Origin of the sequence: Arthrobacter sp. cf158, assembly GCF_900106835.1 — a bacterium.
Lineage (GTDB): Bacteria > Actinomycetota > Actinomycetes > Actinomycetales > Micrococcaceae > Arthrobacter.
Genome location: NZ_FNNR01000003.1, coordinates 1 through 23907 on the forward strand (window position 1 = coordinate 1; position 23907 = coordinate 23907).

25 protein-coding genes, 4 tRNA genes and 1 pseudogene are annotated in these 23907 nt (G+C 61.8%); 16 read left to right on the forward strand and 14 right to left on the reverse strand.

Annotated elements, in window-relative coordinates; translation table 11 throughout:
• The 3 genes and pseudogenes from BLW08_RS05995 to BLW08_RS06005 all read left to right on the forward strand — a co-directional run.
• Window positions 1-393 (forward strand): annotated as a pseudogene (locus tag BLW08_RS05995) (glyceraldehyde-3-phosphate dehydrogenase); the annotation flags it as partial.
• A gap of 73 nt (window positions 394-466) precedes the next feature.
• Window positions 467-676, forward strand: coding sequence for a hypothetical protein (locus tag BLW08_RS06000; protein WP_091323910.1), 210 nt, complete (start codon window positions 467-469; stop codon window positions 674-676).
• Between the two features lie 120 nt (window positions 677-796).
• Window positions 797-1597, forward strand: a complete 801-nt coding sequence (locus tag BLW08_RS06005; protein ID WP_091323912.1) for an HNH endonuclease family protein — start codon at window positions 797-799, stop codon at window positions 1595-1597.
• Here BLW08_RS06005 and BLW08_RS06010 read toward each other — a convergent pair.
• The 4 genes from BLW08_RS06010 to orn all read right to left on the reverse strand — a co-directional run bounded on the left by BLW08_RS06010 (window position 1582) and on the right by orn (window position 3977).
• Window positions 1582-2430: an acyltransferase domain-containing protein gene (locus BLW08_RS06010; protein ID WP_091323914.1), complete on the reverse strand. Its 849-nt coding sequence runs from the start codon at window positions 2428-2430 to the stop codon at window positions 1582-1584. The genes BLW08_RS06005 and BLW08_RS06010 overlap by 16 nt on opposite strands.
• Before the next feature lie 4 nt (window positions 2431-2434).
• Window positions 2435-3007: a peptide deformylase gene (gene def / locus BLW08_RS06015; RefSeq protein WP_090825247.1), complete on the reverse strand. Its 573-nt coding sequence runs from the start codon at window positions 3005-3007 to the stop codon at window positions 2435-2437.
• A 126-nt stretch (window positions 3008-3133) separates the two neighbouring features.
• Window positions 3134-3209 (reverse strand) — tRNA-His (locus tag BLW08_RS06020).
• A gap of 132 nt (window positions 3210-3341) precedes the next feature.
• Window positions 3342-3977 carry an oligoribonuclease gene (gene orn, locus BLW08_RS06025; protein ID WP_090825245.1) on the reverse strand — a complete coding sequence of 212 codons (636 nt, stop codon included), beginning with the start codon at window positions 3975-3977 and terminating at the stop codon, window positions 3342-3344.
• 146 nt (window positions 3978-4123) lie between these two features.
• On the opposite strand from orn, the gene mptB reads away from it, so the two are divergent.
• The gene (gene mptB, locus BLW08_RS06030) at window positions 4124-5680 is read left to right on the forward strand and encodes a polyprenol phosphomannose-dependent alpha 1,6 mannosyltransferase MptB (RefSeq protein ID WP_175538599.1); all 1557 of its coding nucleotides are present in this window, start codon (window positions 4124-4126) and stop codon (window positions 5678-5680) included.
• A gap of 6 nt (window positions 5681-5686) precedes the next feature.
• On the opposite strand, the gene BLW08_RS06035 is transcribed toward mptB, so the two are convergent.
• Entirely contained in the window at window positions 5687-6373 is a 687-nt protein-coding gene (locus BLW08_RS06035; RefSeq protein ID WP_090825243.1) for a DNA alkylation repair protein, read from the reverse strand.
• A 147-nt stretch (window positions 6374-6520) separates the two neighbouring features.
• Here BLW08_RS06035 and map point away from each other — a divergent pair, with 147 nt between their 5' ends.
• Complete coding sequence (gene map / locus BLW08_RS06040) at window positions 6521-7288, forward strand: type I methionyl aminopeptidase (protein ID WP_091323917.1); 768 nt, start codon at window positions 6521-6523, stop codon at window positions 7286-7288.
• Here the strand turns inward: map and BLW08_RS06045 are convergent.
• Together BLW08_RS06045 and BLW08_RS06050 are read right to left on the reverse strand one after the other, a co-directional pair.
• Window positions 7285-7890, reverse strand: coding sequence for a GNAT family N-acetyltransferase (locus BLW08_RS06045; protein WP_091323919.1), 606 nt, complete (start codon window positions 7888-7890; stop codon window positions 7285-7287). The two genes, map and BLW08_RS06045, sit on opposite strands and share 4 nt — an antisense overlap.
• Before the next feature lie 63 nt (window positions 7891-7953).
• On the reverse strand, window positions 7954-8499 hold the full coding sequence (locus tag BLW08_RS06050; RefSeq protein WP_091323920.1) for a single-stranded DNA-binding protein: 546 nt from the start codon (window positions 8497-8499) through the stop codon (window positions 7954-7956).
• A gap of 222 nt (window positions 8500-8721) precedes the next feature.
• Here BLW08_RS06050 and BLW08_RS06055 point away from each other — a divergent pair.
• Window positions 8722-8794, forward strand: a tRNA-Arg gene (locus BLW08_RS06055).
• Between the two features lie 40 nt (window positions 8795-8834).
• Here the strand turns inward: BLW08_RS06055 and BLW08_RS06060 are convergent.
• Window positions 8835-9275, reverse strand: coding sequence for an SRPBCC family protein (locus tag BLW08_RS06060; RefSeq protein WP_254779724.1), 441 nt, complete (start codon window positions 9273-9275; stop codon window positions 8835-8837).
• Window positions 9276-9365: 90 nt separating this feature from the next.
• Between BLW08_RS06060 and BLW08_RS24085 the strand changes: the two genes are divergently transcribed.
• Window positions 9366-9851, forward strand: coding sequence for a DUF6993 domain-containing protein (locus tag BLW08_RS24085; RefSeq protein WP_254779726.1), 486 nt, complete (start codon window positions 9366-9368; stop codon window positions 9849-9851).
• A 56-nt stretch (window positions 9852-9907) separates the two neighbouring features.
• Window positions 9908-11590: an energy-dependent translational throttle protein EttA gene (gene ettA / locus BLW08_RS06075; protein WP_091323924.1), complete on the forward strand. Its 1683-nt coding sequence runs from the start codon at window positions 9908-9910 to the stop codon at window positions 11588-11590.
• Window positions 11591-11657: 67 nt separating this feature from the next.
• Here ettA and BLW08_RS06080 read toward each other — a convergent pair whose 3' ends face one another.
• Window positions 11658-12563, reverse strand: coding sequence for an acyl-CoA thioesterase (locus tag BLW08_RS06080; RefSeq protein ID WP_090825227.1), 906 nt, complete (start codon window positions 12561-12563; stop codon window positions 11658-11660).
• 63 nt (window positions 12564-12626) lie between these two features.
• Between BLW08_RS06080 and BLW08_RS06085 the strand changes: the two genes are divergently transcribed.
• On the forward strand, window positions 12627-13304 hold the full coding sequence (locus BLW08_RS06085) for a DUF8185 domain-containing protein (protein ID WP_091323925.1): 678 nt from the start codon (window positions 12627-12629) through the stop codon (window positions 13302-13304).
• On the opposite strand, the gene BLW08_RS06090 is transcribed toward BLW08_RS06085, so the two are convergent.
• Together BLW08_RS06090 and BLW08_RS06095 are read right to left on the reverse strand one after the other, a co-directional pair.
• On the reverse strand, window positions 13301-13783 hold the full coding sequence (locus BLW08_RS06090; protein ID WP_091323927.1) for a globin: 483 nt from the start codon (window positions 13781-13783) through the stop codon (window positions 13301-13303). The genes BLW08_RS06085 and BLW08_RS06090 overlap by 4 nt on opposite strands.
• On the reverse strand, window positions 13776-14480 hold the full coding sequence (locus tag BLW08_RS06095; RefSeq protein WP_090825222.1) for a mechanosensitive ion channel family protein: 705 nt from the start codon (window positions 14478-14480) through the stop codon (window positions 13776-13778). The genes BLW08_RS06090 and BLW08_RS06095 overlap by 8 nt, the downstream gene beginning before the upstream one ends.
• 87 nt (window positions 14481-14567) lie before the next feature.
• On the opposite strand from BLW08_RS06095, the gene BLW08_RS06100 reads away from it, so the two are divergent.
• Window positions 14568-15566 (forward strand): Rossmann-fold NAD(P)-binding domain-containing protein, encoded by a 999-nt coding sequence (locus BLW08_RS06100; RefSeq protein WP_090825220.1) that lies wholly within the window; start codon window positions 14568-14570, stop codon window positions 15564-15566.
• Here the strand turns inward: BLW08_RS06100 and BLW08_RS06105 are convergent.
• Together BLW08_RS06105 and pepN are read right to left on the reverse strand one after the other, a co-directional pair.
• The gene (locus BLW08_RS06105) at window positions 15563-16042 is read right to left on the reverse strand and encodes an OsmC family protein (protein WP_090825218.1); all 480 of its coding nucleotides are present in this window, start codon (window positions 16040-16042) and stop codon (window positions 15563-15565) included. The two genes, BLW08_RS06100 and BLW08_RS06105, sit on opposite strands and share 4 nt — an antisense overlap.
• A 49-nt stretch (window positions 16043-16091) precedes the next feature.
• On the reverse strand, window positions 16092-18662 hold the full coding sequence (gene pepN / locus BLW08_RS06110; protein WP_091324486.1) for an aminopeptidase N: 2571 nt from the start codon (window positions 18660-18662) through the stop codon (window positions 16092-16094).
• Between the two features lie 132 nt (window positions 18663-18794).
• On the opposite strand from pepN, the gene BLW08_RS06115 reads away from it, so the two are divergent.
• From BLW08_RS06115 to BLW08_RS06125, 3 genes are read left to right on the forward strand one after another with little or no spacing between them, the layout of a single operon-like run.
• Entirely contained in the window at window positions 18795-19799 is a 1005-nt protein-coding gene (locus BLW08_RS06115; protein ID WP_091323929.1) for a hypothetical protein, read from the forward strand.
• A 43-nt stretch (window positions 19800-19842) separates the two neighbouring features.
• Window positions 19843-20361 carry a ribose-5-phosphate isomerase gene (locus tag BLW08_RS06120; RefSeq protein WP_091323931.1) on the forward strand — a complete coding sequence of 173 codons (519 nt, stop codon included), beginning with the start codon at window positions 19843-19845 and terminating at the stop codon, window positions 20359-20361.
• Window positions 20361-21248: an Fpg/Nei family DNA glycosylase gene (locus tag BLW08_RS06125; protein ID WP_091323932.1), complete on the forward strand. Its 888-nt coding sequence runs from the start codon at window positions 20361-20363 to the stop codon at window positions 21246-21248. Before BLW08_RS06120 ends, BLW08_RS06125 begins: the two co-directional genes overlap by 1 nt.
• Window positions 21249-21318: 70 nt before the next feature.
• Here BLW08_RS06125 and BLW08_RS06130 read toward each other — a convergent pair.
• A tRNA-Gly gene (locus BLW08_RS06130) sits at window positions 21319-21392 on the reverse strand.
• Window positions 21393-21520: 128 nt separating this feature from the next.
• Here BLW08_RS06130 and BLW08_RS06135 point away from each other — a divergent pair.
• From BLW08_RS06135 to BLW08_RS06145, 3 genes are all read left to right on the forward strand, one after another.
• A tRNA-Pro gene (locus BLW08_RS06135) sits at window positions 21521-21595 on the forward strand.
• A gap of 69 nt (window positions 21596-21664) precedes the next feature.
• Entirely contained in the window at window positions 21665-23047 is a 1383-nt protein-coding gene (tig, locus tag BLW08_RS06140; RefSeq protein WP_090825210.1) for a trigger factor, read from the forward strand.
• A 220-nt stretch (window positions 23048-23267) separates the two neighbouring features.
• The gene (locus tag BLW08_RS06145; RefSeq protein WP_090825208.1) at window positions 23268-23879 is read left to right on the forward strand and encodes an ATP-dependent Clp protease proteolytic subunit; all 612 of its coding nucleotides are present in this window, start codon (window positions 23268-23270) and stop codon (window positions 23877-23879) included.
• Window positions 23880-23907: the final 28 nt, after the last annotated feature.

Genomic DNA, 23907 nt, shown 5'->3' on the forward strand with positions numbered 1-23907 from the left:
CTGACCGGTAACGCGATCCGTGTTCCTACCCCGGATGTTTCCATGGCCATCCTCAACCTGAACCTTGAGAACGGCACCACCCGGGACGAGGTCAATGACTACCTGCGGGAGATGTCCCTGCACTCGGAGCTGCGCAAGCAGATCGATTACATCGACTCGCCCGATGTTGTTTCCACGGACTTCGTTGGCTCACGCCGGGCAGGCATCGTGGACGGCCTCGCCACCATCTCCAACGACAAGAACCTCGTGCTCTACGTCTGGTACGACAACGAGTTCGGCTACTCCTGCCAGGTTGTCCGCGTCATGGAAGAAATGGCCGGCGTAAACCCGCCATCATTCCCGGCACGCGACGTCGTGGCACCCATCGCTGTGCTGGAAACGGCTGACGCCTAAGCACTCCGAAGTATTCGAGGGTTTCCCGGCTGAGTCACTGGCATCAGCCGGGAAACCTGACCAAAATGGGTTCATGGAAAATGAATCGACTCTGGAGCACGAAACCACCTTGGAACATGCGCTGGATGTTGCCCGGGCAAATCACAAACAAGCCCAGAAACTCCTGGACCAAGCGGTAGCGGGCAACGCTGCTGGTGACGTCACTGACCAGCGGGTTGAGCAACTGCGGGGACTCCTTGTGGTGGCAGCGGAGGATCTGCAACGGGTCATGCGGGAGCAGTAACCAACTAGGCGCTCCTCCGCGGCAGTGTGACTCCTCCTACACACTGTGGATACCGGCTCATACTGTCGGGGCCTTGTTCTACGCTCGTAGGACATTGTCTGCCCCACTGGATGGAGTCCCTTGAGTATCACCTGGTCAGCCTACAAACGCGCCCGCCGCCGGTCCCGTCAGGCCTGGGCCATCATTGCTCTGGTGGCCGCCACCGTCGTAGCGGGGCTGGCCTGGTACTTCACCACAGGCCAATTCAACGCCGCGGATCCTTGGGTAGCCGGGCCAAGCGAAGCTCCGGTCTTCAATCAGGGCTGGATGAAGCCCCTTCGCGGAGCGGCGCCCGTCGCTGCCGAAAATGCCAGCGAGGCTCTGGAACGGATCCCCGTCAAGGGTCGTGCCGCCAAAACTGATTACGACAGGTCCGCCTTCGGGCAAGCGTGGGCGGACGCTGACCGCAATGGCTGCGACACCCGCAACGACATCCTCCGGCGGGACCTTGCGGCAGTAGTGTTTACCGAAGGCTCCTCCTGCAAGGTTGCCGGTGGCACTTTTCACGAACCCTACACCGGCGCGGAAGTAACGTTCCAGAGGGGCCAGGACACCAGTTCGGCAGTTCAAATCGACCATGTGGTGGCTCTTGCGGACGCTTGGCAAAAAGGTGCTCAGCAACTCACGGCCCAACAGCGTCAAACATTCGCCAATGATCCGCTGAACCTGATCGCTGCTGATGGTCCTGCGAACGTCAAGAAGGGCGCTGGTGACGCAGCGACCTGGCTGCCGGGTAACAAGAATTTCCGATGTCACTACGTGGCACGCCAAATCTCGGTGAAGGCAGCGTACAAGCTGTGGGTGACACAAGCCGAAAAGGACGCCATGAAAGGTGTTCTCGCCTCCTGTCCAGGACAGCAGACTATTTACAACGCGAGGTGACCGTGCCCCAGTTGCCAGGTTCCGCCGTCGTCGATCCTCTCCAGGACGACGCGCTGAAGTGACGTATCGCGGGGGAGCTTGTCCAGATCATCCAGCCCCCTTCGGCGGAACGTAAAGTACACGGCATCAGTAGGAGCATCAGTGCAGCGATCCAGGGTGAAGCGGCGGGCGAAAGAAGCGATGTTGCTGGCTGGCAGGCGCTCTGCAAGGTAGGGGTCAAGCATCCACGAGTCGCACGTGGCCACGGTTGCTGGCTTGTCCGCAAAGTGCGTGGAAAAGAAAACCCGCGCCTCAGAGAAACTGTCGTCCACCAAAGCGGGGGAGAGGCCGCCGTCTTCAGGAATGTGGACCCCCAATACCCACGACGAGCTGTGCTCGATGATGCCGCTGACGTCCGAGGCGGGGATTTCATTCGGGGACTGGACCAAGTGGAACTGCAGCCGGCCAAGCCGGAAGAGATTTCCAGCCATGTGCAGGGTCAGCCAGCTCCAGGTATCAAGTCCAAAGTCGCCGTGGACACGCCGGTTGATCCTGAGCTGCAATCCCACGTCAGCCAAGGATGCGGCCGAAACCGCCGGGCTGATGCCGAGCTCCACGTGGTATTCGTGGACCGTGGGAGCAAAGCGGAGCAGGGCTTCGATCCAGTCAGCCTCACGGGCGTCATAGTCCTTGATGCTGACCAGGGGGAACGTTCCGAGCCGTTCCTGCATGGCAGACATCGCCGCAAGGGCAGCCCGCCCGGGAGGGGTTGCCAGGAGGTTGGCGCACTCCGCGGCATCGGGGCCGGTGATACCCAGGAGCTTGAAGAGTTCGGCGTGAGGCTTGGTGGACATGGTTCTAGTGTCCGAACGGATCGGGATCGACGCCGGGCATCCACGTCAGGCCAGGCACTCCCCAGCCCTTCTTCTTGGCCTGCTTCAGCGCCTTCTTTGAATACCTGTCTACCAGACGGTTCACATACAGCTTGCCGTCCAGGTGATCGAACTCGTGCTGCAGGATCCGGGCGAACCAGCCGGTTGCTTCGAAGTCCACCGGGTTTCCGTGGCCATCAAAGCCTTGGACCCGGGTCCATTCAGCGCGCTGCAGGGGGTAGTACTCGCCAGGAAATGACAGGCAGCCTTCTACGTCCTCGTCCGGGTCCGGCAGTGCTCCGGAGACTTTGGAGAGGGTCAGCACTGGATTCACCACTACGCCCTGCTCCGGAACGTCGTCGTCATTGGCGTACTTGTAGACAAAGATCCGCTTGCCCACGCCAATTTGTGGTGCCGCGAGACCAACGCCGTTGGCGGCATCGTTGGTTTCGAACATGTCAGCGATCAAGGTGCGAAGTTCGTCGTCGAAAACCTCGACTTCGCTCGCCCGGCGGTGCAGGACGGGTTCGCCCCAGATGGTGACTGGCAGGACGGTCATGTCAGTTCTTCCTTTGTCTGTCGCAGAGATCCGGAGGAGGCCAGGGGTCGCCTTCGGTTAAAAGCAAAGGCCGCACCGGATAACCGGTGCGGCCTTTGTGGAAACCGGCTCTGGAGCCAATCTCGGTGGGGTGAGCTACGGGGGTTGAACCCGCGACCTCCTGGACCACAACCAGGCGCTCTGCCAACTGAGCTAAGCCCACCATGTGCCTTTTTAGGTCAGTCCGTTTGACCGGCTTTCCTTCGAGGCAACGACAAATAGCTTACCTGCTGTTTTGGGGTGCAAAGTCCACTTTTGCCGGTTTTGGCAAAAAAACCTTCAAAAATGGCGCAGATCACACCGCTTCGCTGGATCCGAGGGTTTCCGCAGTGGCAATGACGTCCTTGGATATGCGCTGGGCAGTGGCCGTGTCCGGACCCGGAGCGGCAACGAAGACGGCCTCGCGGTAATAGCGGAGTTCATCGATGGAATCCTTGATGTCGCCCAGAGCGCGGTGACCACCGTGCTTGGCGGGTGACTGGAAGTAAGCGCGCGGGAACCACCGGCGTGAGAGCTCCTTGATGGTGCTGACATCGATCACGCGGTAGTGGAGGTGCTCCACGATGTTCGGCATGTCCCTGGCGAGGAACATCCGATCTGTACCTACCGAATTTCCACCGAGCGGCGCTTTGCGGGGATCCGGGACCCACTTCTCGATGTACTCGAGGACCTGCGCTTCGGCTTCGGCCATGGTCTTCCCGTGGGGGAGCTCGTCCAGCAACTTCGAACGGGTATGCATGTCCCGCACGAAGTCGTTCATTTGTTCCAGTGCAGCATCGTCCGGCTTAATCACGACGTCGACGCCGTCGCCCAGGATGTTGAGTTCGGAATCGGTCACCAACGCCGCGACTTCGATCAGGGCGTCGTTGTTGAGGTCCAAGCCGGTCATTTCGCAGTCGATCCAGACGATGCGTTCATTAGTAATAGGCACGCGCCTAGCCTATCCTTCGGCCGCTTCCAAGTGCTCCGATGGTACGATTTTTGAGCGCGGCAGTGTCGTTTCTTCCTGCCGCGGAAAGCCCCAAAGACGCTGAATTTAACCCGAACACACCGGGCGAACGATTGGATGACGACCACATGACGGTGCCAGTACCCGCCGCCCAGAAGGCAGGGACAGCAGCGCCGACGCCGGATGCTGCAGCCAGCGAGGTAGATAACGCACGCTCGCCGTTGATCGCCGGTTTCATCGGTTCGATGTTCATGGTGTTCGGTTCGTTGGGAGTGGGCTGGCTCGCTCCAGTATCCGAACTGCGGAGGCTGCCGCTCTTTATCTGGATGCGCACTGAAGGCATTGGCGTCGCGCTCTCCATAGTCCTGCTGGCTGTGGGCGGAATGCTCCTTGTCCGGGCTTGGCTCCGGTTGGGCCAACGCGTAAGGGTCTGGGGGCTGGAGGCACGCAAAGCAACACTGCAGGCCGTGGCTGCCTGGGGCCTGCCCATGATGTTCACCGTGCCCCTGTTCAGCAGGGACGTCTATGCCTACATAGGCCAAGGGCGGTTGATGGTTGAAGGCCTGAACCCATATGAGAATGGGATTTCGGCGCTCCCCAATTACTTCCAGTTGGGCGCGGACAAGATGTGGACCGAAGCGCCGGTACCCTACGGGCAGGTGTTCCTTTGGATCGAACAGTTCGTGGTCTGGGTGACCAACGTCCAGCCTGAAGCCAGCATTATGCTGTTCAGGCTTGTTGCCTTGGTGGGCATCGTCCTCTGCATCATCTATGTGCCAAAGCTTGCGGAACTCCACGGAGTCAATCCGCACCGGGCATTGTGGCTCACGGCAGCCAATCCGCTCTTCCTGACAAACTTCATTGCCAGTGTCCACAACGACGCCCTGATGATCGGTCTCGCACTGGCCGGCCTGTACTACTGCGCCACGCGTCGCGTCATCCTGGGGATCGTGCTGGTAACACTGTCCATCTCCGTCAAGCCCATTACGGTGGTGTTCCTGCCATTCATTGGGCTTCTGTGGGCCGGGAAGGGAGCCTCCTGGCCACGGAAGTTCGTATTCTGGTTCCTGACTGCTGGGCTGAGCTTCGGCCTTCTCTACGCGTTGAGCCTGGTCAACGGGTTTGGTTTCGGGTGGATAAACGGGTTGTCAGCACCGGGCAGTGTGTGGATCTGGTACGCGCCCATCGGGCTGATCGGCTTGGTAGTCGCCTCTATCTTCAACGTCTTCGGACTGGATGGCTGGGGCATGGCCAAGTGGGTGTACGACGCCGGCAAGCTGCTGATGGTGGGAGCCATTGCCTGGCAGGTCTTCCGCGGCGACTACGACCGCTTGATGCGCCGGTTGACGCTCGCGTTTGCCGCGATTGTCCTACTGGCGCCCATGATCCAGTCCTGGTACGTGGTGTGGCTCATACCTCTGTTTGCCGTCACCGGAATCCGGAACGACTGGCAGGTCAAAGCCGTCTACTTCGTGGTCTCCTTCTTCATGGTCTACGCCATCTCGGATCAGTTGGACGTCTTCCCCTACCTTCAGAGTGAAGACCTCGGCCTTGCGTTGACGCTGGCGCGGAATGCGGCCGCCATCATCGCACTTCTCTTCGCCGTGTACTTGATCTTCGTGGACCCTAAGACCAAGAGCTTGTTCCGCAAGCGAGACGAGCCTGGTCTGCGCCCCATCATCTAAGCGGAGTCATCGGGACGGCATCAGCCGCGTCGCCTCTCGGATGGATAGCGGGCTAAGGGCTGACGCGTGATCGGCCACGAAAGTTGTGACCCAAGCAGGCTCGGTTTTGCTGAATTCGCGGAGCGCCCAACCGATCGCTTTGCGGATGAAGAACTCTTTGTCTGCCAAATTTGCTGTGACCACCGCCGCAAGTAACTGAGGATCGGTTTCCGATTTGGCTCCCAACTGGGCAGTAATGGCGGCCCTGCGGATCCACATGTCTTGGTCCTCAGCCCACTGGAGTAACAGCGGAGTCATGGTTGCCCTGTGGGCGAGGAGAAGTGCACAGATGCGGTGAGACACCCCGTCAACCAGGTCCCACCAAGCTCCGGTGCGAATAATCTCCTCATAAACGGGCACCATGTCCAGGTCTTCTTTGACCATGCGCAGGCCCGTCAGGTCGATGGCAGCGTAGCGTTCCTCGCGGGCTTCAGCTTCCCGCCACAATTGCAGGACGGCCCGGCGCAAGTCGACCGGCGCCGACGGAGGAAACTCTTTGGCTACCACTTTGACGATTTTCCGCACCTCGGGAACCCGGACACCCAGCGACGGCATGTCCGACTTCATGTAGGCCTGGGCTCCGCGTGCCCGCTCAACGTCCCCCGCGGAACGGAGTGTTGATCGTATGGACTGCACGAGGTCATTGGTGGTCATGCCACAACTCTAGGGCGGGGGCTTGCTGGATCGGACTCGAACTGTTGCCGAAACGCCCTCGCCCGAGTTCCGTGGCAGCCGTAGAGTGGGCATGTCCGCGGCGTTGTGCCTCGGCATCGCCACTCCGGAAGCAACGAAGGGTTCCCAATGTCAATGCTGAAGTCGCCTGATCAAATCGCGCTGATGCGCGAGGCCGGGCGTGTGGTTGCCAATGCCTTGGTGGCCGTGCGGAAGCATGCTGCCGTGGGTGTGTCGCTCAAGGAGCTCGACGACGTCGCGGCAACAGTGATTGCGGCTGCCGGTGCAAAGCCCGCATTCTTGGACTACCACCCCCGCTGGGCTGCCGTGCCGTTTCCCGGGGTGATCTGTGCCAGCGTCAATGACGCGGTGGTGCATGGAATCCCCAACGGCTATGCACTGAATGACGGTGATCTGCTCAGTGTTGATTGCGGTGCGTTCGTGGAGGGCTGGTGCGGCGATGCGGCCATCAGCTTCATAGTTGGCAACGCGGATCCTGTGGACCAGGAACTGGTCACGGCTACAGAGGCAGCCCTTGCCCGGGGTATTGAGGCGGCGCGTATCGGGAACAAAATGGGTGACCTTGCCTACGCCATTGGCGGCGAGGCCCGGCGTGCCGGCTATGGATTGCTGGCTGATCACGGTGGTCACGGAATCGGCCGGACCATGCACGCGGAGCCTCCCGTTCCCAATATCGGCAGGCCGGGTCGTGGAATGAAGCTTGAAGAGGGCTTGGTCATCGCCATTGAGCCCATGCTGATAATGGGCGGCAAGGACGACTACTACCACGACGACGACGAGTGGACCTTGAGGTCTGCCAATGGACGCAGGGCCGCTCACAGTGAACATACCGTTGCCATCACTGCGGATGGTCCGATGATCCTGACTCTGCCCTAGTCAGCGGTGCTGCCTTTTGAAAGCCTGACGACGGGCCGCCCGGGGACAGACTCGGATACCACGTGGAAGCCGCCGGCAAGGAAAAGCGACAGCGTGCCGTGAAAGAGCTCGGCGGCGGTGGCTTTGGTTCTGAGATCCGTGTCCACTGGGTAAGCTTCGATGACGTCGGCGCCGTTTTTGAAGGCGTGATCCACCGCCGCCGAAAGCAGCGACGCCGATACTCCTGAGCGCCTTTGCTGCGGTGCCACGACAAAACAGGTGACTGCCCAGAGGCTGATCTTGTTGTCCTCACCCTGGAGGGTTCCCTTCAAGACACGGGATCGCTTGAGCCGGGGATAGTTGACCCGGGGTTCCACCGCGCACCAGCCAATGGGACCCCCGTCCCGGAACGCCAGGACGCCTGGGGCCGGACTCCCTTGGAACGCTGACTTCAAGGATTCCCTGCGATCCTCCTGCGATGTAGACGCCCATTCTTTGCTGGAAAGAGCGAACCACCGGCACCAGCACCGGGAGGGCTCGCCCTTGGTTCCGAACAATTCCTCAACGGCCGCCCAGTGGGCAGGGGCAGTCTCAACACTTGAATCTGCATCGTAGTGTGCCATGGACCCAGAATAGGCACGCCCACAAAGCTGGTACCGTAGGCGCCCGGATCCCCGGCTCAGGGTTCAGGCGCTCACCAGTTCTCCCGTTGTGGTGTTGACCATCAACGGGTTGGCGGTGTCAGTATCTTCAACATCGGCTGCCACGGTCTCGTCTTCCGGCGGCGCCTGTTCGTCGTCGTCGGAATCCCATTCCCGGCTGCCAACAGGGGCAGAGACGTCGGTGGAATGTGCCACATCAGCGGGAGCCGAGGTGCCGTTCATGCGGGTGAAGTTGGCAGAACCCCACATAAGATCATGGCCCACGGATTCGGCGTCGATTTCTGCTACGTGGTAAACGCGGCCTTCGTGCTCCCATTGCCGCAGTCGGAGCTTGCCCACGACGAGGACGCGTTGACCCTTTTTCACGCTGCAGCCTACGTGACCGGCGAGGTAGCGGAATGACTGGACCGTGTACCAGTTAGTGTTTCCGTCCACCCACGTGTTGCTTGTACGGTCGTAGCGTCGCTCCGTAGTCCCCAGCCGAAACGTCGCAGTGGCCGTGCCGCGCGTCGTAGTGGAACTCTTGACCTCCGAGGCCACAAAGCCCCGGACGGTGATCATGTCATTCATCAGTGGTCCTTCTTGGTGTAGGAAATGCCGGTCCGGCTCCTTCAGCTTCATCCAGGGAAGGCCGTCGGGGGAGTGCGGAGTTCGGCTATGTGCATAACTTCCTTCAACGCGCGGGTTGTGGAGGAACAGAGGCGCCGGTGTGGAGATGGCAGGCTCCGGGCAGATCGCACTGTAAACTCTTTGTGGCGCCAGCGGCCCTCACGGCTGATGGTGTCAGTGTCCGCCCCAGTAGCTCAGGGGATAGAGCAGCGGCCTTCTAATCCGCCGGTCGGGGGTTCGATTCCCTCCTGGGGCACAACGTCACCCCTCCTGGACAGGTCCAGGAGGGGTGGCCGTTAAGGCCTCGACTCAAGAAATTCCTTGAGGTTCTGCAGTACCAAGCGCCACGTGGCTGCAGACTGTTCCACTTCACCATCACTGGAATTGTTGCCTTGGATGATCGTCACCGTTGTCCCCTCAGCCGCCTCGGCCACCCTGTACTCCACGACGTGATAATTCCCGGGAACGTCAGGGAGCCCGGAGGTCGGGCTGAAGTGGGTCGTTTTCAGCAAACCGGGGGGATCGAAGGCCAGAATTGTGCCCTTATCCTGGTAGGGCTTGCCGTTGTATTCGCCCGAGTACGTTATGGGCTCGCCGACGCGCCACGAGGTGGTGATGTTGGTTCCCAGGAAGTACTGCCGGATCTGTGCAGGATCAGTCAGTGCCGCCCAAACGCTGTCAGGCGAGGCCGCGATCGTTTGCGACGCTACGGCGTCCCCGGAATGTCCACGCATCATGTACGCTCCCATCTCGTCGGTCGTTGCCAACCCGCGTGTGAAAACGCTACCCCGGTAAGCCTCCCGTGTGAATGGCACAATGGCTAGGTGATGAGCAGGATAATGGCACCGGAAAACGGCACGGCAGCGTCGGCAGTGCGGGTTCGTACCGCTGGGACTTTGCTGATGCTCGCCGCGGCATTGGCTCTGACGGCGTGCACGGCATCGCCTGCAGCTCCAGCCAGCCAGGCTGCCTCACCGGCACCTTCAACGAGTCCGGAGGCAACGGCCAGTGTGGATCCCGCCGTTGCCGCAGCAACATCCACAGTGGAAAGCACGCTGAAGAAGCTCGTGGCCAACAATCCCAAACCGGATCGCGAAGCTCTGCGCGCAGCGCTGGTCAGTGCCGGCATTCCAAAGGCCAACGTTGAGGTGTCCGTGAGCCGGACCCCAACCGGCCTCGACGTGGACGCCATGGAGGCGGCTGCCCTGACCGGGGAAAGCTGCGTCGTGGGTCAGATCCGTGATGGTGGCGTAGTGGTGACAGTCCTGCCGGTGCTGACCACCGGAAAATGCTTCGTGGGAGACGCCCGGTAGGGACACCGCGCCGCCCGAATGTGAGTTAAGGACGCCTAGCCATTAGATTTAAGGGCATGGCGGAATTCATTTACACGATGACCAAGGCTCGCAAGGCCGTTGGCGACAAACTTATTCTGGACGATGTCAGCATGTCGTTCTACCCTGGCGCGAAGATTGGCGTCGTGGGACCGAATGGTGCTGGTAAGTCCACCATCCTGAAGATCATGGCCGGGCTGGACACGCCGTCAAACGGCGAAGCCCGCCTCAGCCCCGGCTACACCGTGGGCATCCTCCTGCAGGAACCGCCGCTGAACGAGGAAAAGACTGTCCTGGGCAACGTCCAGGAAGGTGTAGGCGAGATCTACGGCAAGATCCAGCGCTTTAATGAGATTTCCGAAGAAATGGCCAACCCGGATGCGGACTACGACACGCTCCTGGACGAAATGGGCAAGCTGCAGGAAGCCATCGACGCTGCCGATGCCTGGGATATCGATTCCCAGCTCGAGCAGGCCATGGACGCACTGCGCTGCCCGCCAGCTGATTCCGACGTCACCGTGCTCTCCGGTGGCGAGCGTCGCCGCGTGGCGCTGTGCAAGCTTCTCCTCCAGAAGCCCGACCTCCTGCTCCTCGACGAGCCCACCAACCACCTTGACGCTGAGAGCGTACTGTGGCTTGAGCAGCACCTCTCCCAGTACCCCGGCGCTGTCCTTGCAGTGACCCACGACCGGTACTTCCTGGACCACGTTGCTGAGTGGATCGCAGAAGTTGACCGCGGTCACCTTTACCCGTACGAGGGCAACTACTCCACCTACCTGGAGAAGAAGAAAGCCCGTCTCGAGGTGCAGGGCAAGAAGGACGCAAAGCTGTCCAAGCGCCTTACTGAAGAACTTGAGTGGGTGCGCTCCAACGCCAAGGGCCGCCAGACCAAGTCCAAGGCCCGTCTGGCCCGCTATGAGGAAATGGCCGCCGAGGCCGAGCGCACCCGCAAGCTGGACTTCGAAGAGATCCAGATTCCGCCGGGACCGCGCCTGGGTTCCTTGGTCATTGAGGCCAAGAATCTGAAGAAGGGTTTCGATGATCGCGTTCTGATTGAGGATCTCTCCTTCTCGCTGCCCCGTAACGGCATCGTGGGGGTCATCGGCCCGAACGGTGTTGGTAAGTCCACGTTGTTTAAGACGATCGTTGGCATGGAGCCGTTGGACGACGGCGAGCTCAAGATCGGCGAGTCCGTGAAGATCTCCTACGTGGACCAGTCGCGTGGCGGCATTGACCCCAACAAGTCCCTTTGGGAAGTTGTCTCGGAAGGTCATGACTTCATTCAGGTCGGCCAGGTCGAAATGCCTTCGCGGGCCTATGTCTCGGCTTTCGGTTTCAAGGGACCGGATCAGCAGAAGAAGGCCGGTGTCCTCTCCGGTGGTGAGCGTAACCGCCTCAACCTGGCCCTGACGCTCAAGCAGGGTGGCAACCTCCTGCTCCTTGACGAACCCACTAACGACCTCGACGTCGAAACCCTGAGCAGCCTCGAAAATGCCCTGCTCGAATTCCCGGGTTGCGCAGTGGTGGTATCGCACGATCGCTGGTTCCTGGACCGCGTAGCCACGCATATCCTTGCCTACGAAGGTGATGACGAGAACCCCTCCAAGTGGTACTGGTTCGAAGGCAACTTCGACTCCTACGAGGAGAACAAGGTGGAGCGCCTTGGCCCCGATGCTGCCAAGCCGCACCGCGTGACGCACCGCCGCCTGACCCGCGACTAGCACCAAGGCTTGAACATCAAAGAGGCCGGTCCCATCAGGGACCGGCCTCTTTGATGTGCAGCGAAGGTTATGGAATCCGGACCATGCCCTCTTGCGCCACTGTGGCGACGTGAACGCCGTCGCGGTTAAAGATGCGGCCCGTGGCCAGTCCTCGGGCACCTTGGGCGCTGGGGGACTCCTGGACGTAGAGCATCCATTCGTCAACACGTACCGGGCGGTGCCACCACATGGCGTGATCCAGGCTGGCAACGCTCATGCCCGGTGTCATCCAAGCAAGGCCATGCTTGCGCAGAATAGGCTCCAGGAGGGTGTAGTCGCTCGCATAGGCGAGGGCTGCCCGGTGAAGGTTGGGGTCATCCGGCAGCGGGCCCATGGTTTTCATCCAGACCGCGTTGGTGGCCACGTGCTCCTTGGGCGGAGAAACGTAGAGGGCCGGATCAATGTGGCGGACATCAAAAGGCCGCTCCGAGGACATGTGGCGAGCCATGGGGTGGTCAAAGTGGGACAACAGTTCCGCAGTGCTGGGCAGGGACTCCGGATCAGGGATGCCCTCTGGCATGGTGGCCTGATGGTCCAGGCCGCTGTCCTCCACTTGGAATGATGCGATCATCGAGAGAATCGGGACGCCGTCCTGGTAGGCATGGACCCTGCGGGCGGAGAAGGAACGGCCGTCCCGCAGCCTTTCCACGCCGAACGTGATCGGCTTGTTCGCGTCACCTGGGCGCAGGAAATAGCCGTGCATCGAGTGGGCCACCCGGTCCGGCTCAACGGTCCTCATGCCCGCCATCATTGACTGCGCCAAAACCTGTCCACCAAAAACGCGGTGCCGGGGTTGCTTTTGGGATGGCCCCAGAAAGATGTCCTCGTTGGTCCGGGCACCGTCAAAGTCGCCAAGATCCAGCAGGCCGATCAGCACTTCCATGGGGTCCTCTACGGGTGCTTCCACCTCAAGGCCAGCGTTCGTCTCAGTCATGGTTCGACTTTAGACGCCGCCCCGACCCCTCTCAACCGGGGACATGCCGGTAGAGTCGATGATGTGACAGACGTCTTGACCCAGTCCTTCCGCTTCGCCGATCCCCGTGACCTCGCTGACTTGCGGACTTTCGTCACCCGGGCAAAGAGCATCGACGACGGCGCCATCAGACTCCAGGCCGCCGGCAACGTGCTGGCCGCTTATGTGTGTGTGCTGAGGCCCCGCATCCTTGGCGAGTCCACCCCGACCATCCTTGGTTTGAGGACCATGGCCCTCGCTGAGCCCGCGCAGGCAGACGTCACCGTCACCCTCGCGTCCGTCCTGGATCGTTTGGCACGCTCTGGCGCCGATGACGTGGAACTGCCTATTCCGCCGTCGACCGTTTCCGAGTCGTGGGCCGGTGTTGGCGCGCCGCGGTCCGGTTGGGAACCCCAGGGAACGGTGCTCGACGCCGATCTCAAGTTAGCGGCAGAGGCCGGCATTGCCGAGGTGGCTGGCGCGATTCCCACCTTGGCGGGGGCCGCAGTGGTCAACAGTGCGAGGGCCGCTGTCTGGGGCCGGGACCTTCCCGGTGCGGGCGAACTGCCTGCCGGAGCGGCGTTCGCCGCGTTTGCCCTGGGTTTCCTGGGCGATGCCGGGCAGCAGGTCTTCCGGAACGGCCGTTGGTTCCGCCTGAGCGGACCCCGCGGCCATGTACTGGTGCGGACTGGCGCTGGCCTGGGGCTGGGTTTCCAGTCTTAAGCGCTGGGGCCCGCAGAAGGACTGTTGACCATGGTCAGCGCCGCCCGCTCCATGTAGTCCCACAGGGTGCCCTCGTGGAGCGGTGACAACTCCAGGGAATCAACAGCGGTCCGCATATGGAACAGCCATCGGTCCTTGGCCTCCGGGGTCACCTGGAACGGCATGTGGCGCATACGCAGTCGAGGGTGGCCCCTTTCCTCGCCGTAGGTGGTGGGACCACCCCAATACTGCTCCAGGAACATGAGGAAGCGGCGTTTTGCCGGACCTAGGTCCTCTTCGGGATACATGGGGCGCAGGAGCGGATCGGTGGCCACGCCGTCGTAAAACACGTCAATCAGCTTCACGAAGGTCTGATGGCCCCCGACAGCCGCGTAGAAACTGTCCGTATAGGCGGGCTGGCTGAACGGATCGTTCTGCATCAGTTGTCGTCGAGGACCGGACTGGGGTGCTTGGGCTTCCCCGCCTGTGGTGCTACTCATTGGACTTCTCCTCGGCTTTGGTGACTCGCGGTGCGCCTGCTGTGACGGGGGCCGCTGCTGCAGCCGCCCCGGGTTCATCATTGGTGTCCGGTGTGTCCAGAGGCACGTAGTCGCCTTGGGACCGGTTTCCCACGCGGAGGATTTCGCCGTTCCGGAGGTACCAGATGGCTCCGTCTTCCGCTCGGACGCGCGTGATGCGCAGGCCCACGGATTCAACGGTACCAATCACTTCGCTGGTGACAATCACATCACCAATGCCGTATTGGTCTTCAATGGTGATGAAGATTCCCGCGAGGAAGTCGCGGATCAATTGCTGGGCGCCGAAACCAATGGCGACACCCAAAATGCCTACGCTGGTCAGCAGCGGAGCAACGTCCACGTTCATGTACTTGAGGACGTAGATGATCACGATGACCACTACCACAACGCTCACCAGGCTGGTCAGCAGTGAGCCGATGGTCTCGGCGCGCTGGGACCTGCGTTCGTGGTCAAGCGCGCGGATGGCTGGTTGTACCCACTTGAAATGCGGCTTCTTGAAGAACGAACTTCCCGCGGACACCCTTCGCGTAATACGCAGGATGATAAACCGTGCCACGATCCACACTGCCAGACCTACGCCCACTGTGATCAGGATGGACATGAGGTCGATTTTTTCGGGTTCGATATTGATGGCTTCCGCCAGGGGGATGGAGGTCAAGGTGGAATAACTCCTTGTCGTCGGCCCGTGTTCGCCGGGCGCGGAACACTCTGTCCACGTACAACCCTAGCGCCGTAGCGTGACGGTATGCGCATCCTGGTCCTGGGCGGTACCGCCTTCCTGTCAGCTGAAATCGCCAGGCAGGCCGTTGCCTCCGGGCATAGCGTCACGTGTTTGGCCCGCGGTACGTCGGCCAGCCCGCCCGACGGCGTCACCTGGGTCAGGGGCGACCGCTCCATGGGTGCCGCGGCCTTCGCGGAGGTTGGTGGCCCCTGGGATTCAGTGATCGATGTGTCCCGCGATCCCGTCCAGGCCCGCGAGGCCTTGGACGTGCTGGGTCATGTTGCAGGGCACTGGACATTCATCTCCAGCTGCTCCGTGTACGCAGACAACACAGTTCCTGGCGCGGATGAGAGTGCTGCGTTGCTGGAGCCATTGCCCGAGGGGCGGCCAGGTACCCCGGAAACGTATGGGGAGTCCAAGTCAGCGATCGAAGACATGACCCTTGCCCTGGTGGGGGAGAAGACGCACATCGTCCGGGCCGGGCTCATAGGCGGCCCAGGGGACGGCTCTGACAGATACGGCTACTGGCCCGCCCGGTTCGCAGTGAACTCTGAGACCGTGCTGGTCCCGGACATTCCTGACGCTGCAACCCAGATCATTGACGTCCGGGACCTCGCTGCATGGATCCTGCGGTCCGCCGAACAAGGGCTGACGGGGACGTACAACGCGTTGGGGGATGTGGTGAAGTTCGATGACTACATCTCCGCATCCCAACGGTTGGTTGGAACTGCGGCAGAGGACACCGTCCGCCCCACCGAAGACTGGCTCGTGGAGCAAGGCGTGGACTACTGGTCCGGGCCGGATTCACTGCCATTGTGGCTTCCCCCGGGCCACGAGGGATTCCAGGCCCGCTCGAACCGGGCGGCCCGGAATGCGGGGATGACCCTGCGTCCGTGGCAGGAAACGCTGGCGGCGACGCTAGCGTATGAGCAACAGAGGGGTTTGGAAAGAGAACGCAAAGCCGGCCTGAGCCGGGATAGAGAACGAAAGCTCGTGGCGCTCTGGCGGGAACAGCAGCGCTAGGCTGCGGCCGTCGTCGTGATGGGTTCGTGGAGTACCGGGAAGTTAACGCTGCGTGCGATGAAGCAGACCTGGTTGGCTTCGTGGTGAAGCTGCGGCACGAGGTGGGCGTGGGCGGGATCGGCGATGGCGACCGTGGGTTTCAGGGTAACGCTCTCGAATTGCCCGCTTCCGTCGCGGTTGAGTTTCATGAGTCCTTCGGCGTTGTCCTCATAAGAGGTCACTACCACCCCATGCTTGACTGCTACATGCAGGAAAGACAGCATGTGGCACTGCGAAAGTGCGGCAAGCAGTAGTTGCTCGGGGTTGTAGCGTGTCCGATCCCCGTGGAAGGTGGGATCTGCGGACCCTTTCAACGTCGGAAGCCCGCTGATCTCAACGTCGTGGTCGCGTGAGTATCCCTTGTAGGCTGCCGTACCCTCGCCAAGGTTTCCGGTCCAGCGCACAGTAAGGGAGTAGTGGTGTTCGTTGAGGCCCATGCGAACAGTCTAATGACGAAGAACCGGCTGTCCGCATGGGCCTGACGACTCAGTCAGCCTGGGAGTCAGCGGCGCGGGCGCGCAAGGCCCGCGCTACGCCGTCACGGTTCTCCAGCATCATGCGGCGCAGGGCCGCGCTCTCTTCGGGGAGTCCTGCGAGGAACTCATCGGTGCGGTCCACAGTGGCCTGGGTGGTGAGTTGGGCGGGGTAGAGTCCCACCACGATCTGCTGGGCCAATGCGTGGGTGCGCTCCTTGACGATTCCGGGGACTGCCTCAAAGTACTTCTCCGCGTAGGGCTCCAGCAGGGAAGTGTCAGGGACCCGCATGAAGCCGGCCACAGCGGAGGACTGCAAGGCGTTGGAGAGTTCACCCTGGACCACGATTGCGTCCCAGGCAGCTGCCTTGGCTTCCGGGGTGGGAATAGCAGCTTTCGCTTGGGCTGCCGCGTTCTGACCGTTGGACGTGTTGTCGCGCGCGAGTTCCGCGTCGATGCGTTCCTGGCCCTGGCGTCCACCAGCCACCAGCGCGGTCAGGAGCTCCCACCGCATGTCCTGATCGATGCTGAGGCCTTCCAGTGTTTCCGTGCCGTCCAGAAGAGCCTGGATGCGGTCCAGCTGGCCGCCGCTGCGCGCGAGCTGCGCGTAGGACTTCGCGAATTGCAGTTGGGCGTCCGAGCCGCCTTCCACGGAGGAGGCGAGTTCCCAGAGCTTGTCGGCTGCTGCGATGGTGGTGTCCAGCTTATGTTCCGCCGCCACGTAGTACGTCAAGGTGGTGGCGAGCTGCCGTAGCTGGACTAGGATGACCGAGGAATCCGTTTCGTGCGCGATGTTGGCCAGGATCAGGTCCACGTAGCCACGGGCCGGGGTTTCGCCGTCGCGTGCTGCGTCCCACGCCGAACCCCACACCAGGGTGCGGGGCAGGCTCGCAGCGAAGTCCTTCAGGTGGGCTGTGGCGGTGGCGAGCGAATGCTCGTCCAGGCGGACCTTGGCGTAGGCGAGGTCGTCATCATTGAGCAGGATCAGGTCCGGACGCGGTTTGCCCACCAGAGCGGGTACCTCGGTGCGGGGACCGTCGACGTCGAGTTCCTCGCGGTGGGTGCGTTCCAGCTTGCCCTCGCCGGAGAGGGTATAGAAGCCAACGGCCAGGCGGTGCGGACGGAGAGTGGGCTGTTCTTCGATGGCGGTCTGGAGAATCGCGAAACCTGTGATGGTGCCGTCATCTGCCACGTCCAATTCGGGAGCCAGCGTGTTCACGCCGGCAGTTTCGAGCCAGAGTTTGCCCCATACGTCCAGGTCACGGCCGGACGCGGCTTCGAGCTCCACCATGAGGTCTGCGAGTTCGGTGTTCTTCCAGGCGTGCTTGGCGAAGTACGTACGGACACCGGCCATGAACTGTTGCGGGCCTACCCAGGCCACCAGCTGGCGGAGCACGGAGGCTCCCTTGGCATAGGTGATGCCGTCGAAATTCACCTCCACGTCTTCGAGATTGTTGATCTCGGCGAAGATCGGGTGGGTCGTGGGCAGCTGGTCCTGCTTGTAAGCCCAGGACTTCTCCACCGAGGCGAACGTGGTCCAGGCGCGGTCGAACTCGGTGTTCTCCACGGCCGCCAGGTGTGACATGTATTCCGCGAAGGACTCGTTGAGCCAGAGGTCGTTCCACCAGCGCATGGTCACCAGGTCCCCGAACCACATGTGTGCCAGTTCGTGCAGGACGGTGATGGCACGGCGCTCGATCTGCGCGCCGGTGACCTTGCCGCGGAAGACGTAGCCTTCCAGGATGGTCACGGCGCCGGCGTTTTCCATGGCTCCGGCGTTGAATTCCGGGACGAAGAGCTGATCGTACTTTTCGAACGGGTAGGGGCAGCCAAACTGGGCCTCGAAGAAGTCGAATCCCTGGCGGGTCAGTTCGAAGATGTTGTCAGCGTCGAGGTACTGCATGAGCGACTTCCGGGCAAAAACGCCCAGCGGGATGACCCGGCCGTCGGAGCTGGTGACCTCCGAGCGAACTGACTGGTACGGTCCTGCGATCAGGGCCGTGACATAGGAGGACAAGCGCGGAGTGGGTGCGAATTCCCACACGGAGCGGGCGCCGCCGTCCTCCCCGGCGGGAGCTTCAACAGGGACAGGAGTGGGGGAGTTGGAGATGACGTCCCAGTGCGACGGCGCCGTGACCGTGAAGGTGAAGGTTGCTTTCAGGTCGGGCTGCTCAAAGACGGCGAACATGCGCCGGGAATCAGGAACCTCGAACTGGGTATACAGGTAGACCTCGCCGTCAACGGGGTCCACGAACCGGTGCAGGCCCTCTCCGGTGTTCATATAGGGCGTGTCAGCCACGACTGTGAGTTCATTCTCAGCCGCCAACTCAGGGAGCCGAATGCGGACACCGTCCGAGACCTCGGCGGGATCCAGCTCTGTGCCGTTGAGGGTCACACTGTGAACGGCATGGGTGATGGCGTCGATAAACGTGGACGATCCCGGCGCGGCCGAGAACTTCACCACGGTGGTTGATCCGAAGACGTCCGGTCCCTTGGTTAGATCCAGGGTGACGTTATAGGACTCGACGTTGAGCAGTGCGGCGCGGTTCGCGGCTTCGTCGCGCGTGAGGTTCAGGCCTGGCAAGTGGTGCCTCCGAAGATTTTTGAATCGCCGGCCGATCACGGCCGGTCGCTGGTGTGAAGCCATTCTTTCACTCCAGCCCGTGAAGGCAAGGAGCGCACACCACAGTGTCGTCCCACGGAGTAGCGTTGGATTATGGGATCCTTCCGGGACACTGTTGATTTCCGCGCGCTGAGGTTTGCGGTTGCCTTTCCGCTGCTCCTCGCCGTCGGCTTTGTGGTGTGCGCCCAGATGCTGCGCAACAGCCTTCCAAACCCTGTTGCCGTCATGTGGAACGCCGACGGCGGCACCTCCTTCGCGCCGTTCGCCGCCTACGTGGCCGGTGGGGCGGCCCTCATCGTCTGCTGTGGCTGGGCAGCGTTTCTCCAGTCAGTGTCGTTGTCCCGGCCCGTCATCATGCGGCGCGTCATGATGGGTTTGGGCCTGATGGTGAGTCTCTTCATGACGACGGTGTTGGCCGCGGGCCTTGTGGGGCAATCCGGGGCGGCGGATGCCCGCGGAACACATGTTGACCCGGTAGTTCTGGCCATGGGCAGCGGGGCAGCCTTGGCGCTGGGGATTGTCATGATGTTCGCCTTCAAGCCCGATCCGCGGTGGACCCGGGAGGATGATGCCGCGCTCCAGGCCGAACTCCGGCTCCTTGAGGATCCTGACCTGGCCAGCGACACGCTCAGGATGTGGGTGCATGCGCGCAGCTCGGTGTTCATCATGATCATCGTGTCCGCTGTGTTCCCGGCCGCGTTAATAGCAGTGGCGGTGCCGTGGCTCGGGGCCTTGGTTGCCGTGGCAGCATTGGTCGGGGCCGGGTTCTTGTTTGCCAGGGTGCGTGCAGACAGGGGCGGGCTGCAGGTGTTCGCCGGCGGCATAGTCCGGGTTCTGACCGTCCCCGCCGTGGAGATCGCCGCGGCCGCCCCCGCGGAAGTGAAGGCCGCCGATTATGGTGGGTGGGGCTGGCGGCACCATGATGACGCCACGGCCATGCTCGTCGGCAGCGGCCCCGCCGTCGTCGTAAGGAAACTTAACGGTGGACGGGTGGCGCTGAGCGCCGGCACGCAGGCATCCGCGGATAAACTCGCCGGAATCCTGAACCGGGCGGCCCATCGGGCTCATGACGACGGGCACTCCCAACAACCCGGGTAGCGGTACCCTAGGTAGCGACTCCCTCATCGCCGCGTCAGGCCATATGGCATACCCGCGCGCCAGAAAGAACGGACTTCCTGTGACTACACCCCGCGTCCATATCGCTACAGATCACGCCGGCATGGAACTGAGTGCCCACTTGGTCAGCCACCTCACCACCAAGGGCTACGAAGTGGTGGATCACGGACCCAAGGAATACGACGCCTTGGATGATTACCCGTCCTTCTGCATCAACGCCGGCGCCGCTGTGGTGGCCGATCAGGAGGCTGGCGTACACGCACTGGGCATCGTGCTGGGTGGTTCGGGGAATGGCGAGCAGATCGCCGCCAATAAGGTCAAGGGAGTCCGCGCTGCGTTGGCCTGGAACCTCTCCACCGCAAAGCTGGCCCGCGAACACAACGATGCCAATGTGGTGGCCGTTGGAGGTCGCCAGCACACCGTGGAGGAAGCCACCGAACTCATCGAGGCCTTCCTCCAGGAACCCTTCAGCAACGACGAACGGCACGTACGCCGCATCGGGAAGATCGCTGTGTACGAAACCACCGGCGAGATCGTCGAATAGTGCCCGAGGGGCATTCGGTCCATAGGCTGGCCCGCCAATTCCAGGATGTTTTTGGCGGCCAGCGCTTGGACGTTTCCAGCCCGCAGGGGCGTTTCGCGGCCGGCGCCGGGCTGCTGACGGGGCACACCATGGTGGATGCCATGGCTCACGGTAAGCAGTTCTTCCTGCGCTTCGATCACGGGCTGTACCTTCACGTCCACCTCGGTTTGTATGGCGCGTGGAGCTTTGGCGGCGATAGCTCTTTTACGGGCGCCTCAAGCATTGGTGCCCCGCGCCGCATTGGCGAGCGGGAAAGCGGCTCCGCTATAGCAAGCGACGAGTACACCGGGCCTCCCGCCCCCGTGGGCGCCGTGCGCGTCAGGCTGGTCTCCGACCATGGCTGGGCCGATCTCCGCGGTGCCACCACATGCGCCGCAATTAGTGCTGCTGAAGCGGCAGTCGTGCTGGCGCGGCTCGGCCCGGATCCGCTGCACAACCGCCCGGGGGACCGGGATGAGTTCATTCGGCGGCTGCGGCGACGCAAGACCGCCGTCGGCCTGCTGTTGATGGACCAGTCCGTGCTGGCGGGTGTGGGGAACATCTACCGGGCCGAGGTGCTGTTCCGGCAAGGAGTGGATCCGTGGACGCCAGGAAGCAGCATTGATGCGGAAACCGCTGCAGGTCTCTGGGAAGACACCGTAAACACCATGTCCGACGGCGTCCGTGACGGACGGATTGTTACGACACCGCCGGCCCTGTGGTCCGGTGACGGCAGAACAGCGCCCGACGCCGATGCCCACTTCGTCTATAAGCGGAACGGCATGCCGTGCCGGGCCTGCGGAACGAAGGTGGGAATGGCCGAAATTGGTGCACGCAAGCTGTACTGGTGTCCAGGCTGCCAGGCGTAACAGCTCCACGTAGAAGCTCTTCCTGGAAACCAAAAAGGGCCCCGATCCTCGGATCGGGGCCCTTCATTCGTGGAGGGGACGACGGGAATCGAACCCGCGTAATCAGTTTGGAAGACTGAGGCTTTACCATTAAGCTACGTCCCCAGGAGGATTATCCCGACTTAGGACAACTTCCCGGCGGCTGTTGAAGCCGGGTACAACTAAACCTAATTCCGGCGGCGGTGTCAAATGTGCATTCCTGGCTCGCTTGCCCGTAGACTGTCCTGTGCATTCGGGGTGTAGCTCAGCTTGGCTAGAGCGCCTGCTTTGGGAGCAGGAAGTCGCAGGTTCAAATCCTGTCACCCCGACTCTGTGTTTGTGTCCGCTTCAGGGACGCGACAGAACCCCATACCCACAAAATCAGGAGTACTTAGACTGTGAAGAGCGCTGTCGAGAACCTCACCGCAACGCGGGTCAAGCTCAACGTTGAGGTTCCCTTTGAGGAACTGAAGCCGAGCATCGATGCCGCGTACAAGACCGTTGCTTCGCAGATCCAGGTTCCCGGATTCCGCAAGGGCAAAGTTCCCTCCAAGCTCATCGACCAGCGCGTTGGCCGTGGCTACGTTCTGGAGACCGCCATCAATGATGGCCTCAACGGCTGGTACCAGGCTGCAGTTCAGGAAACCGGCGTTCGCCCCCTGAGCCGTCCTGAAGTTGAAATCACCGAGGTTCCGGACCCGTCCGCAACCGACGGCGAACTCAAGTTCCAGGTTGAGATTGACGTTCGTCCCGAGATCGAACTGCCGGACTACGCCGGCATCAAGGTTGAGGTTGCAGCTGCGGAATCTTCCGAAGCTGACGTCGATAAGGCCCTTGATGAACTGCGCGGCCGTTTCGGCACGCTGAAGTCCGTTGAGCGTCCTGCGAAGAACGATGACTTCCTGACCATCGACATCACCGCCACGATCGACGGCGAAGAAATCGATTCCGCTGCCGGCCTGTCCTACCAGGTTGGCGCCGGCACCATGCTCGAAGGCTTGGACGAAGCCGTAACGGGCCTGTCTGCCGACGAAGAAGCCATTTTCGACACCACGCTGGTTGGTGGCGACCACGCCGGTGAAGCCGCTCAGGTGAAGGTTGTCGTCAAGGCCGTCAAGGAGCGCGAACTTCCCGAGGCGAACGACGACTTCGCACAGCTCGCTTCCGAGTTCGACACCCTCACCGAGCTCCGCGAGGACCTCGCCAAGCAGGCTGCCGACTCCAAGGTCGTTGAGCAGGGTGTTGAGGCCCGCGACAAGGTCCTGGACAAGCTCGTTGAGCTGGTTGAGGTTCCTGTTCCGGACTCGGTGGTTGAAGAGCAGATCGAAGCCCACTTCAACCCGGAGAACGCACACGGCGAAGGTGACCACGACACCGAGGAACACCGCGCCGAGGTCAAGGCCAACACCGAGCGTGCATTCCAGAACGAAATCATCCTGGACGCCATCGCGGACAAGGAAGAAGTGGACGTCAGCCAGAACGAGCTGATCGACTACATCGTCACCACGGCAAGCCAGTACGGCATGGATCCCAACCAGTTCGCTCAGATCATTGACCAGAGCGGCCAGGTACCCATGATGGTTTCCGAGGTCCGCCGTCGTAAGGCCCTGGCAGTTGTCCTGGGCCAGGCCGAGGTTGTCGACTCCGAGGGCAACAAGGTTGACCTCACCGACTTCGTCCGCCCCGCAGGCGAAGCAGCTGCCGAAGAAGCCGCAGCAGTTGAAGCCACGGATGAAGCGGATGCCGTCGCGAGTGACGACCCCGCAGCAGTGAAGTTCTAGTCAACGACTCCAACCGACCCCGGATCTCCTGATCCGGGGTCGGTTTGCTTTAAGGGTGAACCTGGGTGCTGAACGCAGACGTGCGCCGTCAGCGAACAGCGCGATTCCGGCGAACAAATCGCCCATGAAAACGGTTAGTGTCCAAGTAGTGAAGTTCAGTGAGGTCACTGGCACCAGCGAGAGGTAAGTACTTATGTCACAGCAATCAGAGGCTCCCCGGATGGCAACTGTCGATCCCGCAGCCCAGGACAACTACATCTACAACCGCCTGCTGAAAGAGCGCATTATTTGGCTCGGCTCTGAAGTGCGTGACGAGAACGCCAACGCCATCTGCTCCCAGCTCCTCCTCCTCTCGGCCGAGGACCCGGAGAAGGACATCTACCTGTACATCAACTCGCCGGGGGGGTCCGTGACGGCCGGTATGGCCATTTACGACACCATGCAGTTCATCCCGAACGACGTCGTCACCGTGGCAACCGGCCTGGCCGCGTCCATGGGGCAGTTCCTGCTTTCCTCGGGCACCAAGGGTAAGCGTTACGCGACGCCCAACGCCCGTATCCTGATGCACCAGCCTTCCGGCGGCATTGGCGGCACGGCGTCGGACATCAAGATCCAGGCGGAACTGATCCTGCACATGAAGAAGGTCATGGCGGAACTCACGGCAGAGCAGACTGGCCAGTCCGTGGAAACCATCCTCAAGGACAATGACCGCGACAAGTGGTTCACAGCCGCTGAGGCTTTGGAGTACGGCTTCTTCGACAAGATCTCGGCGCACGCGGGTTCGGTTGCTGGTGGCGGCGGAACAGCCAACCAGTCGAACTCCGACAACTAACCGGCACCAAGAACCACTGAAACCCCAG